Below are 14,783 nucleotides of genomic sequence, written 5' to 3'. Positions count from 1 at the left end.
TCGACTTGCATGTATTAGGCATGCCGCCAGCGTTCGTCCTGAGCCAGGATCAAACTCTCCAATAAAGTATTGAAAAGAGCGATTAGCTCATTTTGAATCTGACGAGATTAAAAATCTCATTTGTTGATCTTGCAAGCAAGATCATTCACTCACTCGTTGTTCAGTTTTCAAAGATCAAACGTTGTTTGCATCCGAGTGTTTTTCTCTTCAGCAACTTTTATATCTTATCATGTCCGAACCAATTTGGCAAGCACTTTTTTTAAGTTTCTTTCGAAGCTTGTTAAGTTAGCTTACCGTACCGTGTTTCTCGTGTTTTCTTGGCCGGAAATATAATATATCATGTGGGGAGAGTAATTACTACATGTAAAATATCCCAAATTAAACTTGCGAAGAATGAATGGATTTACATAGATACATTCACTATATTACAGCTGCAATCATCACTGTGCAGACTATATCTATACTAATCAAACATAGCTCAGCACCAATACCAATCTATCCATTTAGGTAGACATGTATTGTTACAGTAGCGGCAAGAATCGTTAGTTTCTTTTTTGGAAGCATTTCTGAATTCACTGTTGAGAGCATCCTGGAGACTTCTATACCACTTATATGATCTTCAAACCACGCACTACGTTATATATCTTCTATAATAGTAGAAGCCGATAGTTAGACACCTGATTGTGATGGCCCATTGCGATTTTCCCTACTTGTTTCCGAATCTCCCCATTATAATCGTATCATAGTACTCCCCGTTCGCATGTCTGCGGTCCTTTTTCAACACACCTTCAATTTCAAATCCCATTCTATGATATAGCTCTATTGCTTTATCATTGGTTTCTAACACATTCAGCGTCACTTTCTCAACACCGCTCCTGTCTGCCCAATGGAGTGACGATTCCAGCAGCTTATTCCCGATGCCATAACCCCAGTAATTTCGAGCAACACACACCCCAAACTCAACCCTATGAGAAAACCGCTTCAGATCAGACCCCTCACATCTGGCGTACCCAACAATCTCATCCTGCACAGTAGCCACAAGAAACAAGTTGCGATCTTTCTCTGTGTCCAAATGGATAATGTTCCTGAACCCCGCTGCATCGATATAAGCTTCCCCCTGCTCTCGGTCCATGTTCTCCGTTTCTCCATCGATCTGTACACGAAGCGAAGATAACGACTCTGCATCCCTCTCTTCTGCCGATCTAATCGAAAAAGCCATTCCTTTTATGATAAACTCCTGTTTTTGAATCTTCATATCTATCCTCCTTCTATCCCCTATCCGAATTCGGATGGACTTTTGCCCGTAAGCATTTTGAATACCTGACTAAAATATGTCGCATTCCGGAACCCCGTCATCTCACTAACCTCGTAGACCATGTAATGACCAGATTGCAGTAGCTCTATCGCCTTTTGAATGCGATATCCGTTTAGATAACCCACGAAGTTTTCCCCGGTTACCCTTTTGAATAGCTGGCTTAGATATTTGGGATGTACAAAAAGCCCCTTCGCTATGGCCTCAAAGCTAATTTCGTCAGCATAATGCTGCTCCACATACTGTTTCACCTGATCGACAAGTTTATTGCTCTTTTTCTCTGACATCTCTTTTCGTGTCTGCTCGATCCAGTTTCCAATAAATGCATCCATCCAGCATAGCAGATCCTGCAATGAATATTTGGTTTGAATATCCCTGAGAAACTCGCTCATGGCCATTGGCGGGCGTAACAGGGGGTATTGTCTATTCCAACCGTGAATTAAGGTATTGAAAAGACTTACGGCCACAACCTGTACATCCTGAAGGCCAGTGCATTTTCCAACCTTAAACATCTGGCGGATCAAAAGCCATACCTCTTCTGCCATATCAATCTTCATATCTGCCCAGGACTCGTTCCATTGCCGCAGCAACATGGAATAATCATGTACACTCGTTTCTACTCTTTCGATTGAGCTGTATGGATAGATTCGGCTGCCCCCCTGAAATTCCGCCATCTCAAGTGCTTCTCTGCTCTCCAAATAAGAGTCCATTACCTCGCACAGATGATTTTTGGGTGTTCCAATCCCGGCGCTCATTTCCATTTTGAGATACGTGAATACCTGCTCAATCATCCTTTCCACAAGGGAGTACATCTGTTCAAGCAGCTCTTCTCCGCCAAATAGAAGCAACACAAAAACCTGATCTGAATAATCCAGGATCTCTACCTGACTGTTGGTTAAGCTCAACGTTTGTTCCTTAATCGTTTCCTGAATAATATCAGCCGCCCCGTAGCGGAGCAACTGCCAGTCACGCTCTTTCATCCTTGTCAGAAATCCGGGGCGATTCAGCTGCAGACTAATTGCGCTTATCTGCACAGACATGGGAATGCCCACGTAATCCATACGTTCGCTAGGCAACTCATTAGCCTGATAACGTGTAGTCAGGAGTTCGTGCAGAAACTGTTTGCGCAAGTAGGGAACTACCTTTCCGATCTCCTGCTTGTATGTCTGCTCCAGCCGCTCATGCCGCTCTCGCACCTCCTGTTCCAACAGAACTTCACGCAGCACGGATTCGATCTCTTCCACCTCCGCCGGTTTCAGCAGAAAATGATTCACTCCCCACCGCATGGCGGCCCGAGCATTCTCGAATTCATCATATCCACTTAAAATAATAATCGGCAGATGAGGATAATTGCGGCGAAGTACCTGCGTTACCTCCAACCCTGTCATCCCTGGCATATAAACATCGGTCATGACCAGATCAGGACGCAGCCGCTCAAATTGTTCAAGCGCATCTACGCCGTTGGAAGCTGTGCCTGCAATTCTCAAACCAAGGGAAGGCCACTCAATATGTTCGGTCAAAGCCTTAATCATATGTGGATCGTCATCTACAAGCATGATGGTTTTCAACTGTTTTCACCGTCCAGCCAGAGATTTAACTGCTCTTCCGTGTCAATACGCGGCAGTGAGATTGTTACTTCCACACCACCCGAACTACCTGTACGTAAATGAACTCCATATCCCCTGCCACAATATAACTGAATGCGCTGATGTACATTCCTCACACCGATGCCTCGTGAACTTTCCAGCCCCCATTCTGCTGGCAAACCTTGACCATTATCCATAATCTGAATAACAACTCTGGATGGGTCGTCAGTGTCTTCCCTCATATCCACACGAATTTGAAGTGTCTCATCTTTTGGACTTGCATGTATGACTGCATTTTCGATAAACGGCTGCAAAATGATTTTGGGGATGTAACAGCTTCGGACACGCGGATCGATCTGTTCTGCATAATGAATGGAGAAAGGTAATCTTTCGGCCTGGATGCTGACATAACAACGGGCATGCTCCAGCTCATCACGAATTTTAATGAACATTTTGCCTCCACTAAGGCCAATGCGTAAAAGTTTGCTGAGCTGAACAATCATGCGGCTTATGTCTTTGGCTTCATAATCTAGCGCACGCCAGTGGATCATATCCAGTGTATTGTAGAGAAAATGAGGTTTGATCTGTGCTTCCAGCAGACTTGTCTGGGCCTCTCGCTTGGCGCGGCTCTCCTCCTTCACCCGATTCATCAATTCCGTCAGTCTTGAAGCCATATGATTGAAGCCATAAGCCAGATGAGCATACTCCTGGGTAAAGGAGAGATGTACCCTCGTTTCAAAGTCACCCTTCTCAAGCTGTCTCATTCGCTTAATCAGCTGACGAAGGGGCCGGATAATGCGCCGAACAAACAAATACGCGAATACGGCTGAACATACGAGTCCGACCACAGCAATACCGAGCACCTGCCATCCGGCGTACCTGACCGGAGATAGCAGTGTATGTACAGGAATCGTCTGTACCAAACGCCACTGAAGTGTAGCGGGCTTGGAATACAGCACAAGCTGCGCACCGCCACCATCACCAGAGACCACCTCGAATCCATCTTCATTCTGCTCGGCATGTTCTTGAATCCACTCACTGTCCACGACTGGTAGCGTTCCCCGAGCGGCTGTATCCACTGGCAGGAGCGAGTCAGTTACAACTGCATCTTCATTACCACTGGAACGTTGGTCATAAGCCCTTACCGGATCTGCATCACCCATCTGCATAATGACGTTACCCGCCGTGTCCACGAGCAGCACCTGTCCATCCAATACCATGGGCATGTCCGCAAATCGACGTACAATATCGGCACGACTCAAACGGATTAGGACATAGGCCGCCGTACTACCACGACTATCGAAGATCCGCTGGGCGTAACCAACCAGGGAATGTCCTGATTCATTTTCCCGCAGAGGTACCCAGGCTGCATCTGCATGTTCCAGAGCTGTGAACCATGAGTCCCCGGCAATCGTATCCACCGGAAAGATCCGGTCAGCCATCGTGACGGTAACCCCATTGAACGCATCCGTATACAATTCCACGGAAGTGATTCCTTCACTAACCACAAGCGTATGGTCCAGTATTTTGGCTAACTCCCGTCTTTGGTGAATCTGTGTAAGCCTCCCTGTTCCTGCTGTCTCCAGCAAACTTGAGAGCTCTCTGTTGCTCGCAAGCGAATAGGCGGTTCCTGTCACTCCAGTAATAAAATCAAAACCGCGCCGGGTACTCTCGTTAAGGAGTGCCAGCCGTGCTTTGCTGATCTCGGTAAAGGTTACGGTAGAGAACGACTGATATGCCAGCCAGACGATGCCCGATACAAGCAGCAGGTTAAACGCAATAAAGCAAGTCACCATCAGCGTGGTGAGCTTGCTTTGCTGCAGTTTGTGATTGATGAACAGGGATAATCTTCGTTTCCCCATCAAACCAACTCATTTCGTTTGGAAATTATCCTTTGAGCCCGGAGGTCGCGATCCCTTCCACGAAGTACTTTTGGCAGACCATAAATACGATGAAACAAGGCACAAGCGATAACACGGACATGGCAAACATCGGACCCCAATCGGATTGGGAGCTGGAATCCAGAAACAAGCGCAGGCCCAGCGGCACCGTGTACTTGCTGACATCACTCAGATAGATCAGTTGACTGAAGAAATCATCCCATGTCCACAAGAAGGTAAAGATCATCGTGGTCACCAGCGCCGGAAAGGCCAGCGGGATAATGACCTTCGTGTAAATGCGTACAGGCCCACAGCCATCAATGGTTGCCGCCTCATCAAGCTCTTTGGGCAGACCGCGGAAGAATTGAACCATCAGGAAAATAAAGAAGGCATCCGTGGCGAGCCATTTGGGCACCACCAGAGGCAGGTACGTATTCACCCACTCCAAATGGTTAAACAGAATATATTGCGGAATCAGCGTTACATGATGTGGCAGCATGATCGTCATTAACATCAGGCCGAAGCAGATTGCCTTGAAACGAAAATTCAGTCTCGCAAAGGCGTACGCCGCCATTGAGCAGGAGACCACATTACCCAGCACCGCACCCAGTGACAGGACAATGGAGTTGGTCAGAAAACGGGAGAACGGGTTACCCTGGATTCCCGTCCAGCCGTTCATGTAATTTTGAAAGTTCCATTCCTGCGGCCAGAACCACGTCTCCGTGAAGATCATATGTCCCGGCTTGAACGAACTGCCCAGCATCCACAGCACTGGATACAGCATGACGAAGGCAATTCCGGAAATCAGAACATGTTTTGCCATTACCCAAGCAGCAGCATTCCGTTGTCCTATCATGATTTTCCACCATCCTCATAATGGACCCACAACTTGCTGCTGCGGAATACCAGCAATGTAAACACGCCGATCAGGATCACCAGCACCCAGGCCATCGCGGAAGCATAACCCATCTGAAAGAAGGAGAATCCTTTCTTGTACAGATACAGGGAGTACATCAATGTCGAATTTACAGGACCCCCGCTGCCATTGCTGATAACGAAGGCTTGCGTGAACGATTGAAAAGACGTAATTAATTGCATGACCAGATTAAAAAAGATAACCGGCGACAATATCGGCAGCGTTATATTGAAGAAACGCCGGAACGGACCAGCACCATCTACCGCAGAAGCCTCATCATATTCAGGTGGAATCTGCTTCAGGCCTGCCAGGAAAATAATCATGGACGATCCGAACTGCCATACGGATAACAGCACGATGGAGTACAACGCATACTTCGGATTAGCAACCCAATCCGGTGCCTTGATACCCACCATGGCAAGCACGCCATTGAGCAGGCCGTCCCCACCCAGCATTTTCCGCCATAACATGGCGATGGCCACACTGCCTCCAAGCAAGGTTGGAATGTAATATATGGTCCGGTAAATACCCAACCCGCGAATACCTTTATTAAGCAGCATCGCCACCAGCAAGGCAAAGATCAATTTAACCGGAACGGACACCGCAACATACGTAAAGGTCACTTTCAGTGACTGGATAAACAGCTTATCCGATGTAAACATGGTCGTGTAGTTACCCAGACCGACCCAGGAAGGGGCGGCCAGGATACTGTAGTCTGTAAACGAAATGTATAATGAAACCAGCATTGGGCCTAGGGTCAGAAACAATAACCCAACCAGCCATGGGGCCAGAAACAGAAGAGCTGCTCCGTTATGTGCATATCTTCGTTTCACCCGCCGGGCAGTCATACGCTCGGTTCGGGCCTGACTGACCTGTGTTGTACTCATCTTCACAACCTCCCCGCGGATTTTGAAGTCTGGATCTGTTCAAGACTTTATTGACTGGCTGCAAGTGTCGCCTTGGCACCTTCAATGAATTGGGCAATCACATCCGATGTGCTGCCTTGACCAAAAGCGATCTGCTCACTTGCACTCTTGAAGCTGGTATCCACTTCGGAAAATCCTTGCGGGTAAGGCGGATCAATTTCACTGGAGTTTTTCGATACGACGTCGATAAATTGGAAGATGGCCTGTTCCGGTTCTGGTAGCGTTGGCTGCAACTGCTCACGGATGCTTGAGTTGACAGGTACGCCACGTTCCGAACCAAGTATGGCTGTTGCTTCCGGGTCATTTACCATAAAATCAATAAACATGGCTACTTCTTTGGGATGCTTGGTCTTTGCATATCCAGAGATAAACTGGCTTGGTTTCAAATATTCGCCGATCTGCTTCTCATCCACGGCATGAGGAATGACTTGTATGCCAAGCTTGTGATCCTGATTTTTGTTCACCTGCTGGAACGTCAATAATTGGTTGGACCACGCAAAATCCATAGCAGCCGTTCCCAGCGAGATCGGACGTGTCTCCAATGCATTGGTTGTGGAAGCCGTCACTTCTGCTGATGTTACGCCCCCATTCGCACGCAGAGCACCCCACATATCGAACCATTGCTGCATTTCTTCGCTCGTAGCTGTAATCGTTCCGGAATCGAACAGAGATTTACCCGTTTGGCGAATAAATACCTCAAACATATTGGTTGCACCGGAAATATCCGCTGAACCGTAAAATCCTTCCCCTTTGGCTGCTGCAATCTGCGCAGCAATGTCACTGAAATCTTTCCACGTCCAGCTCTCCTGAGGTTCTTCGATCCCGAGTTCCTTCAACAAGGTTGCGTCATAAATGACACCTGGTGCATTTACGCCTAACGTAATTGCGTATAATTTATCATCAATTGATCCGGCTTTGAGCATGCTCGCGTCATGGTCATCTGTACGGAGCTCTTTACTCTCGCTGTATGGGGTCAGATCGAGAAGTGCACCACGCCGGGCAAAGTCGGTAAGAAAAGCGTAATCCATTTGGACAATATCTGGCGCATTCGAACCAGCTACCTGCGTGGTCAGCTTATCAAAATATCCATCCCAGCCAGAGTACTCCGGTTTGATCGTAATACCAGGGTGTTTCTCTTCAAACAGTTTGATCACTTTGGTCGTCAGATCATGGCGAGTCTGTGACCCCCACCAGGTCATGCGCAGTTGAATGTTGCCTGAGGCAGCTTCCTTACTTTCCTCACCAGATGAAGCAGTAGACCCGGAAGATGCACCGGAACAGGCTGTAGCCAATAACAACAGGGACATGCAGAACAGGGTTACCCATTTTTTAGTGATCAACATGAATGAATTTTCTCCCCTTTTATCATGGAATCGCTTACAAAACTATTGTAACGGCGTATTACCGCTCATGACATAAACAAAAGTAAGCTTTCCTGTCAAAAAAGTAAGGGGTTAGGGAGTAAAAACCACCGGAGTAAATCCTCCGGCGGTTTGTCATGTCAAGGATGCATCATCTCCATGGGAGACCTCATCTTCTCTCAAGTTGAGGGTTGTGTCACTTTAGCGGGAGTTGTAGTCTGCCTGGCCAAGTGCTCTTTCATTTTCGCCACTTCGGTACCTGCCAGCATCATGATGCCAATCCCATGGTTGTCATTTGTTACAGTCAGCAGATCCTTATCGTAATATTCGGCCGTGAAAGCATACCTGGATCCACTGCATACTCCATGTACATTGCCTTGGCGGTCGATAGCTGTTCGGGTCAATCCACTCCAGGCCCGCTCTGAAGCTTCAATATAACGCTGTGGCTGTTCCAACCAGCCGAATCGAACGCCCCGCGCAAACCCATATGCGAACATGGCCGTACAGGAAGCTTCCTGGTACGTGTTTGTATCGTTCAGCACCTGATGCCATAATCCCCCCTCTCCCTGCAAAGCTGCATAACCACCACATAATTCATTGAAGAAATGGATTAAGGCCGGGCGATCGGGGTGCTCTACAGGCAAAGCCTCCAATACTTCAGTCAGGGAAAACAGTGTCCATCCGTTCCCACGTCCCCACGGGATGTGAGTCGCTTGCTCATATTTGAAATCATATACGTGAGACATAATTTTGAACTCAGGCATAAACAGATATTTGCGATAAAGTAAAAATTGTCTCGCTGCCTCGTCCAGCGCTGATTGCTTCCCAGTCAGGCGAGCATACCGGACCAGAAACGGGGTACTCATGTAGAGATCATCTGCCCACATCGTATTCTCGGCAAACTCCCCAATGCACTCGCGATAAAACGCACCGTCGTCCTGCCGCTCCAGCCGGAAGAGCATAAAATCGGCAATACGCTCGGCAATCGGTACAAATGTCGGTTCATTACATTCCGAATATGCCTCAAGCATAGCTGAACCAAAAGAGCCGCAGTTATCCAGCATTTTCATCATGACCAGCTGCTGATTAACTGCCGGGAAGCCGTACTGTTCCCGATCCCATAGCGAGTAATCATACATTCGGGTGCACGCTTGCACATGTTCTGTTGCATAACGAATGATATCGGGTCGATCCAGATAACGCCCCGTTTGCAGGAGTCCATAAACAGTTACACCCAGCGGATAATCCCAGCGGCCGTAATTAGTCACACTGCCAACCGTCCACTTATTGCTAAGCATTGCATTTTCATAATACGGGCGAATCCATGCATCTGGCTGATCCAGCTGCCAATAGGTATGCTCTGCATGCTTGTTTGGGTTATCGTCTTCATTGCTGCCCGGTGAAGCATTGATCCTGTACACACAGTCGGTCCGCAATAAATCTTGCACTTCCGGCTCCATTCCAGCTTGGAAAGGACCAACATACATCCACTTCTGTCCCGAAGCTCCATGCACATGTTTAGGCAGCTCCAAGTCAAGCTGCTTCCCATTCACGGTCGCGTTCAGGGTGAAACTCCATGGCCCGGTGTTCGAGCTGCTGCATTCGCTGCATACCAATAGATCGTTCTGACCATAAGGTGCATGAATTTCAGACTCGAATGATCCTGCTTCCTGTAACTGTACAGCTGGCTTGCCATTTACCCAGATCGTTAGCGGTCCGGAAGAATGACCGGATAAGCATGTGGGGCTTCCCGCTGAATCCCTGTTGTTTATTCGGGTCCAAGCATAGGCACGCTGTCCGGAAACATCCCCGTATAATCGCTCCAATGTCGGTCTGGCCTGCTGTTCAATGGACCACTCCCTATTCGGAAGCCACTCCAATGTATTGTCCTGCTCCTGGCCAAGCAGGTTCCAATTAGGTTGGATGCTTCCGGATGTGGATGAAGTACTAAGCGCACTGGCAGCTTCTTCCTGATCAATAGGCTTCGTATAGATCCATCCAGCTTGTCCCTGACGTTCCTGAAAAGGCGCAAGCACATTCAAAATGCGCACTTTCCCTTCATCCGAACCAAACTGGCATCCAAAGCCGGCAGGGGTATATTTCATTTCAAGCAATAACGTATTCCAGCCGGGCTTGATGTCGATCCCCAATTTTACCGTGGCGTCCGGATTAATCTCGTCCATTACCGTTGAGCGATATGCCAGCTGATCATTAAAATAGAAACGAACTGGCCCATAGCAGCGAATGAGCACATCCAGGTTTCGATTCTCATCTCCCCATACCAGGGCAGCAGCATAGGCTACTTGTCCTTTGTGGGTATCCGTGAATCGTTCGCTCAGATTGAAGTCATACAACCCCTTCTCATTCTGCAGAATACCCGACTTCTGGAACACCCGATATACAAAGTCAGCTTGCGCATTGGCACCGATGTACCTCTCAGCCAGCACCTTCAATATCTGATCCTGATCCTCTCCAAAACGGTAGTACATACTCTGCGGTTCATCAAAATACGTTGTCATGGATTGCCACAGTCCTCTCCAGATGGAATGAACACTCTCTCTTCAAACGTAATTGTGCAAGCATACAGTTTAAGTATAGCGCTTAACCCTTGTGAGAAAAACCCTTTTACCACGGCAATTGGATCGTAAGCGTACGACTCCAAGCTTATTTCAAAACAGCCGAATAATATCCCCAGTATAACTGACAGGTTTGTTGGTGGCTACAGAAATTTGATTGCGCTTTCATAATTCTGAATTTTGATCCTCCCTTGCATTTCCCCAGCAAAAAACCGGACCACAAAATTGTAAGCCGGTCAGATGCAATTCATCCGAATATGGTAAAGTTAATGATTAGTTTATCTTCTGCGTATTCAGATTTGGCCAGTCCGTTCCCATCTGCATCCACTCGAATAAACATATCATACTGCTTTCTTACGTCATTCATTTTGTTCCCCAATTTCAAAGTGACTACCGTATCAGCACCTGAATTTAATTTATCAAGTCTAAGGGTATGCCCATCATTACTGATCTGACTGTCATCAATGCTGTAAAGAACGCCATTTATAACATAGGAATCCTCTACACTAAACTTAAATGCATCGGTTGAGTATTCAATCGTACCATCTACAAATTCTTCCCCTAGACTATAATTCAAGGTAAAAGGGAAATTCTGATATTCTGTTTGGAGATATTTTGTTTTACCTTCTTTGCCATCAAACCCAAAATGGCTCGATGCTAAAGTAGGAACATCTACGGGAGCATCACCTTTGACGAGCGTAAATGTAAACACATGTTCAGTATCTCTAGGTGACTCGTTACCAGCCTGATCCTTGGCAGTAATCACATATCTATAGTCTCCTGGTGGAAGGTTAAGCAAAATGGTCGGAGGCAGTGAACCGTCAGCCTGGCTAGAGCCAAGCAGAAGAGGACTTGCAAGCTCTTCCTCGTCCACGATATCGTTATTATTATCATCAGACCATTTGTAGAAAGCCACAATGGCATTCTCTTCTCCAACGGCCCCTGGCTCACCCTGAATTTGATCAAACGTGCCATTGTAGTTATCAATAACTCTAAATTTGCTAACGTCCACAGTAGGGGCCTCAACGTCCAGTGCCGGCTGCTCATTATGGACCAGCTTGATTTTTAACAAACTCGCCAGGTCCCGGGCAGATTCGTTGCCTGCCTTGTCTGTAGCGGTCAAAATAAACCGGTATATCCCGGCTGGATAATCCCCGATATCCCCCGCTGCGAACGATCCATCACTCAAGCTCTCGCCAAGCACAATGGCTGTTTTCAACTCATCGCTGTCCACTTTTCCATTCTCGTTGAGATCTTTCCACGGATATGCCTTAACAACAGCTCCCGCTTCGCTTACTGCTCCTGCCTCTCCCCAAAGCTGATCTTGTGTTCCGCTGTAGTTATCGTTAAAGAAAATCCGGTTCACATTCACTGTTGGTGCTGATATGTCAGCCGGTACCGAAGGGATGGTGCCTCCTCCGCTACTGCTACCTGACGATGAACCCCCGCTGCTCGTGGTTGTCGATGGAGTTGGGGCAGGTGCTGGTTCTGGTTCCGGCTCAGTTTCCGGTACTGGTGTTGGTTCAGGTTGTGTAATCAGCCTTTCCTCTATTGCCTGCAGAAAACGGGAAGCAGTCAGAGCTACCGCCTGGCGGTCTGCCTGCAGCACTGGATTGAACATGTTATTTCTGTCTCCCACAATGAATCCGGCTTCCTGGGCAGCGCCGACTGCATCCTTAGCGTAATCCGATATGCTGCTGCTATCCTTGAACGTTAATGAAGCTGCTTTGCCCGTTACGTCCATCCCCAGCCCTCTCATCAGGGTTACCACCATATCCTGTCTCGATAACGTCTGACCCGTGCCGAATTCCCCTCTACCCATGCCGTTCAATAATCCCGCTTGATACCCGGCTTCGATTGAAGCGTAAGCATAGCTATTTACAGGTACATCCGAAAATGTCGGAATGGAAGGTACATTAGATGTATCCAGTTTTAATGCTTTGGCCAAGATCACAGCAAAATCCTGTCTTTTGATTTCACCTGCCGGATTGAAGCGAACATCGCTGATTCCAGTAACGATACCTTCATTTTGCAGTCTTACAATCGCGTCCTTGGCGTATGAACCTTCAATATCCGTAAATACGGCTGCCCCATTGGCCTGTGTGTTCCACAAAGGTGTTGTTAACAATGAAGCTGCAAGCAGCGAACAGATAAAATGATGTCTTTTCAAGAATAGCTCCCCCAATCCAAAATATATAAGCGTCATCCCAGCCTGGATACTACAGATGGAATTCAACTTCAATCCATAAATACAGGCATATCACGTCCTGCACATTATATAAGGAAGCTCTGAACCAATTCTGAACAAATCGTCTAATATCGACAAAATCAGAGAATCGGTTTAAAAATGGGAATGGCCTGCCGATAAAGGTATTAGAATGGAAATTCCACTTTTTGTATTGGAAAGGAAAGATGAGCCTTGAGTATCCTTGAATCTTTGGTAAATGCTATGCCTTTTGTAAGACAGATGTTTCGTGACGATGTTTCCATATCCATTAATGATCATGAGAAAGTGTTATATTTCGCCGAGGCCATCGGGCTTGAGATTGGTGTCAAAGTAGGAGACGAGCTGCACGAAGACTATAAGAATTTCAAAATGCTGACAAACCGGAATTCCCGTACCGTGGCAAGAATGCCAGGCGATCTGCAAGGCAGACCTTTTGACGCCATTCTTATTCCAATTCAAGAGAACGACCAGGTTGTTGGCATATTGGGCGTAAATTACGCGCTGGATAACCATATCACCCTTGAGAAACTAATCAGTGAAAATGAAGCAACCATTAACGCCCTGCTTGGTGGTATTCAGCAGATTGCAGCCCATTCGGAGGAACTATCCGCTACTTCGGAAGAGATCTTGCGCAACTCCAAACAAGCCGCAGAGAATTCAGTCAGTGTGACCAAGGTAACCAATGTGATTCGCGAAGTATCTGAACAAACCAATTTGCTTGGCCTGAACGCCATGATTGAAGCCGCTCGCGTCGGCGATCTGGGAAGTGGGTTCGGTGTTGTTGCCAGTGAAGTTCGCAAGCTATCGGATCACACCAAACAGGCAGCCTCAGATATCGAAACCTCGCTAGGCAGCGTTCAAGATTCAATGAAGCATATGGAGCTGGAGATCGGGCAGATCACAACTGCAACCGTGGATCAGGCACAGTTGGTCAGTGAATTTATGCAAAGTATTGAGCAGCTCAGCGAAACCAGTGCGAATCTGAAAAAATTCGTGACCGAGATGCTGGCCTTGGAGTAGGAATAGCAAGATAATAGAACGGACAAATAGATAAAACGCAAATGTACATAATGCATTCAATAAAAGAAGCCCCCGACTGACTTCCTTGTGACGGAAGCCAGCGGAGGCTTTTCATTTTTGCTACAGGACAATCAGAATCATTTGCTAAATTTCCACAGCCACCCCGTAGTGGTCAGATACAACCGGGCCGTTCTTGCCGTTAAGCACGACAGTAGAGGACTTCGCCTGCACTGGATGTTTGGAGAAAATGTAATCAATCCGCAGATCACGTTTGTTGTCAGCCCAACCCGCAATGGCTTTGACTACCGTTGCTCCATCATCCTTTTGTTCGGCAGTGGTATAGAGATCATTCCAGCCTTGGCTGATGATGTGATCATAGCCCTCCTCGCGCACCTCCGCAACATTATTAAAATCTCCCATAATAAACAGAGGCTGATCCAAGTATGGAGCCAGCTTGCTCTCCGTTAATTCCCATTGTCCCTTGAATGGTTCCTGTTCATCATCCCACCAGTTATAGTGCCCGTTCACAAACCACGTTGCCTCACCTTCAACGGCCGTCTGTATGCCCACAATTTTGCGTGTCCGGTAGTTACTATAATCGCACAGGTGAGAAACATATTCTTCAAAAGAAGCTGTAATTGGTGTACGGCTTAGAATCGCCAGACCCTCATCGTATTTGCTGAATCCGATATGCGTCGGCACCCATGTCCAGTAATAGGTATCGGTCAGTTGCGTCAGCAAGACGTGAGCGTAATTGTCTTTTTTGATCACGGCATCAGGATCGGTTGAGATAAAATGCTGCAAGTGTTCTGCAGACAATGCCGACTCTTCTATGGATTGATTGACCTCCTGCATGGAGATTACATCAAACTGATGTGTATTAATAAAATCAGCCAGCTGGCTGATCTTGTTCAACTGGTCTTCTTCCGCCCAGGCGTGTGTATTTAACGTAAGTATTTTCATATATGCTCTCTCCTGT

The 14,783-nt window shown here is 47.2% G+C and carries 10 protein-coding genes and 1 rRNA gene; 1 reads left to right on the top strand and 10 read right to left on the bottom strand.

The window, feature by feature from the left end; translation table 11 throughout:
* The 9 genes from MH144_RS26140 to MH144_RS26100 all read right to left on the bottom strand — a co-directional run.
* A 16S ribosomal RNA gene (locus MH144_RS26140) occupies nt 1-65 on the bottom strand; the annotation flags it as partial.
* A gap of 641 nt (nt 66-706) precedes the next feature.
* Entirely contained in the window at nt 707-1,255 is a 549-nt protein-coding gene (locus MH144_RS26135; protein WP_239305199.1) for a GNAT family N-acetyltransferase, read from the bottom strand.
* A gap of 20 nt (nt 1,256-1,275) precedes the next feature.
* Nucleotides 1,276-2,880, bottom strand: coding sequence for a response regulator (locus MH144_RS26130; RefSeq protein ID WP_239305198.1), 1,605 nt, complete (start codon nt 2,878-2,880; stop codon nt 1,276-1,278).
* Nucleotides 2,877-4,760, bottom strand: a complete 1,884-nt coding sequence (locus tag MH144_RS26125) for a cache domain-containing sensor histidine kinase (RefSeq protein ID WP_239305197.1) — start codon at nt 4,758-4,760, stop codon at nt 2,877-2,879. Before MH144_RS26125 ends, MH144_RS26130 begins: the two co-directional genes overlap by 4 nt.
* Before the next feature lie 25 nt (nt 4,761-4,785).
* The gene (locus tag MH144_RS26120; protein WP_239305196.1) at nt 4,786-5,634 is read right to left on the bottom strand and encodes a carbohydrate ABC transporter permease; all 849 of its coding nucleotides are present in this window, start codon (nt 5,632-5,634) and stop codon (nt 4,786-4,788) included.
* Nucleotides 5,631-6,542: a carbohydrate ABC transporter permease gene (locus MH144_RS26115; RefSeq protein WP_239305205.1), complete on the bottom strand. Its 912-nt coding sequence runs from the start codon at nt 6,540-6,542 to the stop codon at nt 5,631-5,633. The genes MH144_RS26120 and MH144_RS26115 overlap by 4 nt, the downstream gene beginning before the upstream one ends.
* Nucleotides 6,543-6,628: 86 nt before the next feature.
* Nucleotides 6,629-7,963 (bottom strand): ABC transporter substrate-binding protein, encoded by a 1,335-nt coding sequence (locus MH144_RS26110; protein WP_239305195.1) that lies wholly within the window; start codon nt 7,961-7,963, stop codon nt 6,629-6,631.
* A gap of 197 nt (nt 7,964-8,160) precedes the next feature.
* Entirely contained in the window at nt 8,161-10,500 is a 2,340-nt protein-coding gene (locus MH144_RS26105) for a glycoside hydrolase family 88/105 protein (RefSeq protein ID WP_239305194.1), read from the bottom strand.
* Nucleotides 10,501-10,804: 304 nt separating this feature from the next.
* The gene (locus MH144_RS26100; protein ID WP_239305193.1) at nt 10,805-12,727 is read right to left on the bottom strand and encodes an S-layer homology domain-containing protein; all 1,923 of its coding nucleotides are present in this window, start codon (nt 12,725-12,727) and stop codon (nt 10,805-10,807) included.
* Between the two features lie 249 nt (nt 12,728-12,976).
* Between MH144_RS26100 and MH144_RS26095 the strand changes: the two genes are divergently transcribed.
* The gene (locus MH144_RS26095) at nt 12,977-13,804 is read left to right on the top strand and encodes a methyl-accepting chemotaxis protein (protein ID WP_239305192.1); all 828 of its coding nucleotides are present in this window, start codon (nt 12,977-12,979) and stop codon (nt 13,802-13,804) included.
* Nucleotides 13,805-13,948: 144 nt separating this feature from the next.
* On the opposite strand, the gene MH144_RS26090 is transcribed toward MH144_RS26095, so the two are convergent.
* Entirely contained in the window at nt 13,949-14,767 is an 819-nt protein-coding gene (locus MH144_RS26090; protein WP_239305191.1) for an endonuclease/exonuclease/phosphatase family protein, read from the bottom strand.
* Between the last annotated feature and the right edge of the window lie 16 nt (nt 14,768-14,783).

Origin of the sequence: Paenibacillus sp. ACRRY (assembly GCF_022346995.1) — a bacterium.
Classification (GTDB): domain Bacteria; phylum Bacillota; class Bacilli; order Paenibacillales; family Paenibacillaceae; genus Paenibacillus.
Note: the sequence above shows the minus strand (reverse complement) of the source record. Positions and strands in the feature narration are given on the sequence as shown.

Coding starts and splice junctions, on each gene's coding strand:
- MH144_RS26135 (WP_239305199.1), bottom strand. CDS start 1,255: ATGAAGATTCAAAAACAGGAGTTTATCATAAAAGGAATGGCTTTTTCG.
- MH144_RS26125 (WP_239305197.1), bottom strand. CDS start 4,760: ATGGGGAAACGAAGATTATCCCTGTTCATCAATCACAAACTGCAGCAA.
- MH144_RS26120 (WP_239305196.1), bottom strand. CDS start 5,634: ATGATAGGACAACGGAATGCTGCTGCTTGGGTAATGGCAAAACATGTT.
- MH144_RS26115 (WP_239305205.1), bottom strand. CDS start 6,542: ATGACTGCCCGGCGGGTGAAACGAAGATATGCACATAACGGAGCAGCT.
- MH144_RS26110 (WP_239305195.1), bottom strand. CDS start 7,963: ATGTTGATCACTAAAAAATGGGTAACCCTGTTCTGCATGTCCCTGTTG.
- MH144_RS26105 (WP_239305194.1), bottom strand. CDS start 10,500: ATGACAACGTATTTTGATGAACCGCAGAGTATGTACTACCGTTTTGGA.
- MH144_RS26090 (WP_239305191.1), bottom strand. CDS start 14,767: ATGAAAATACTTACGTTAAATACACACGCCTGGGCGGAAGAAGACCAG.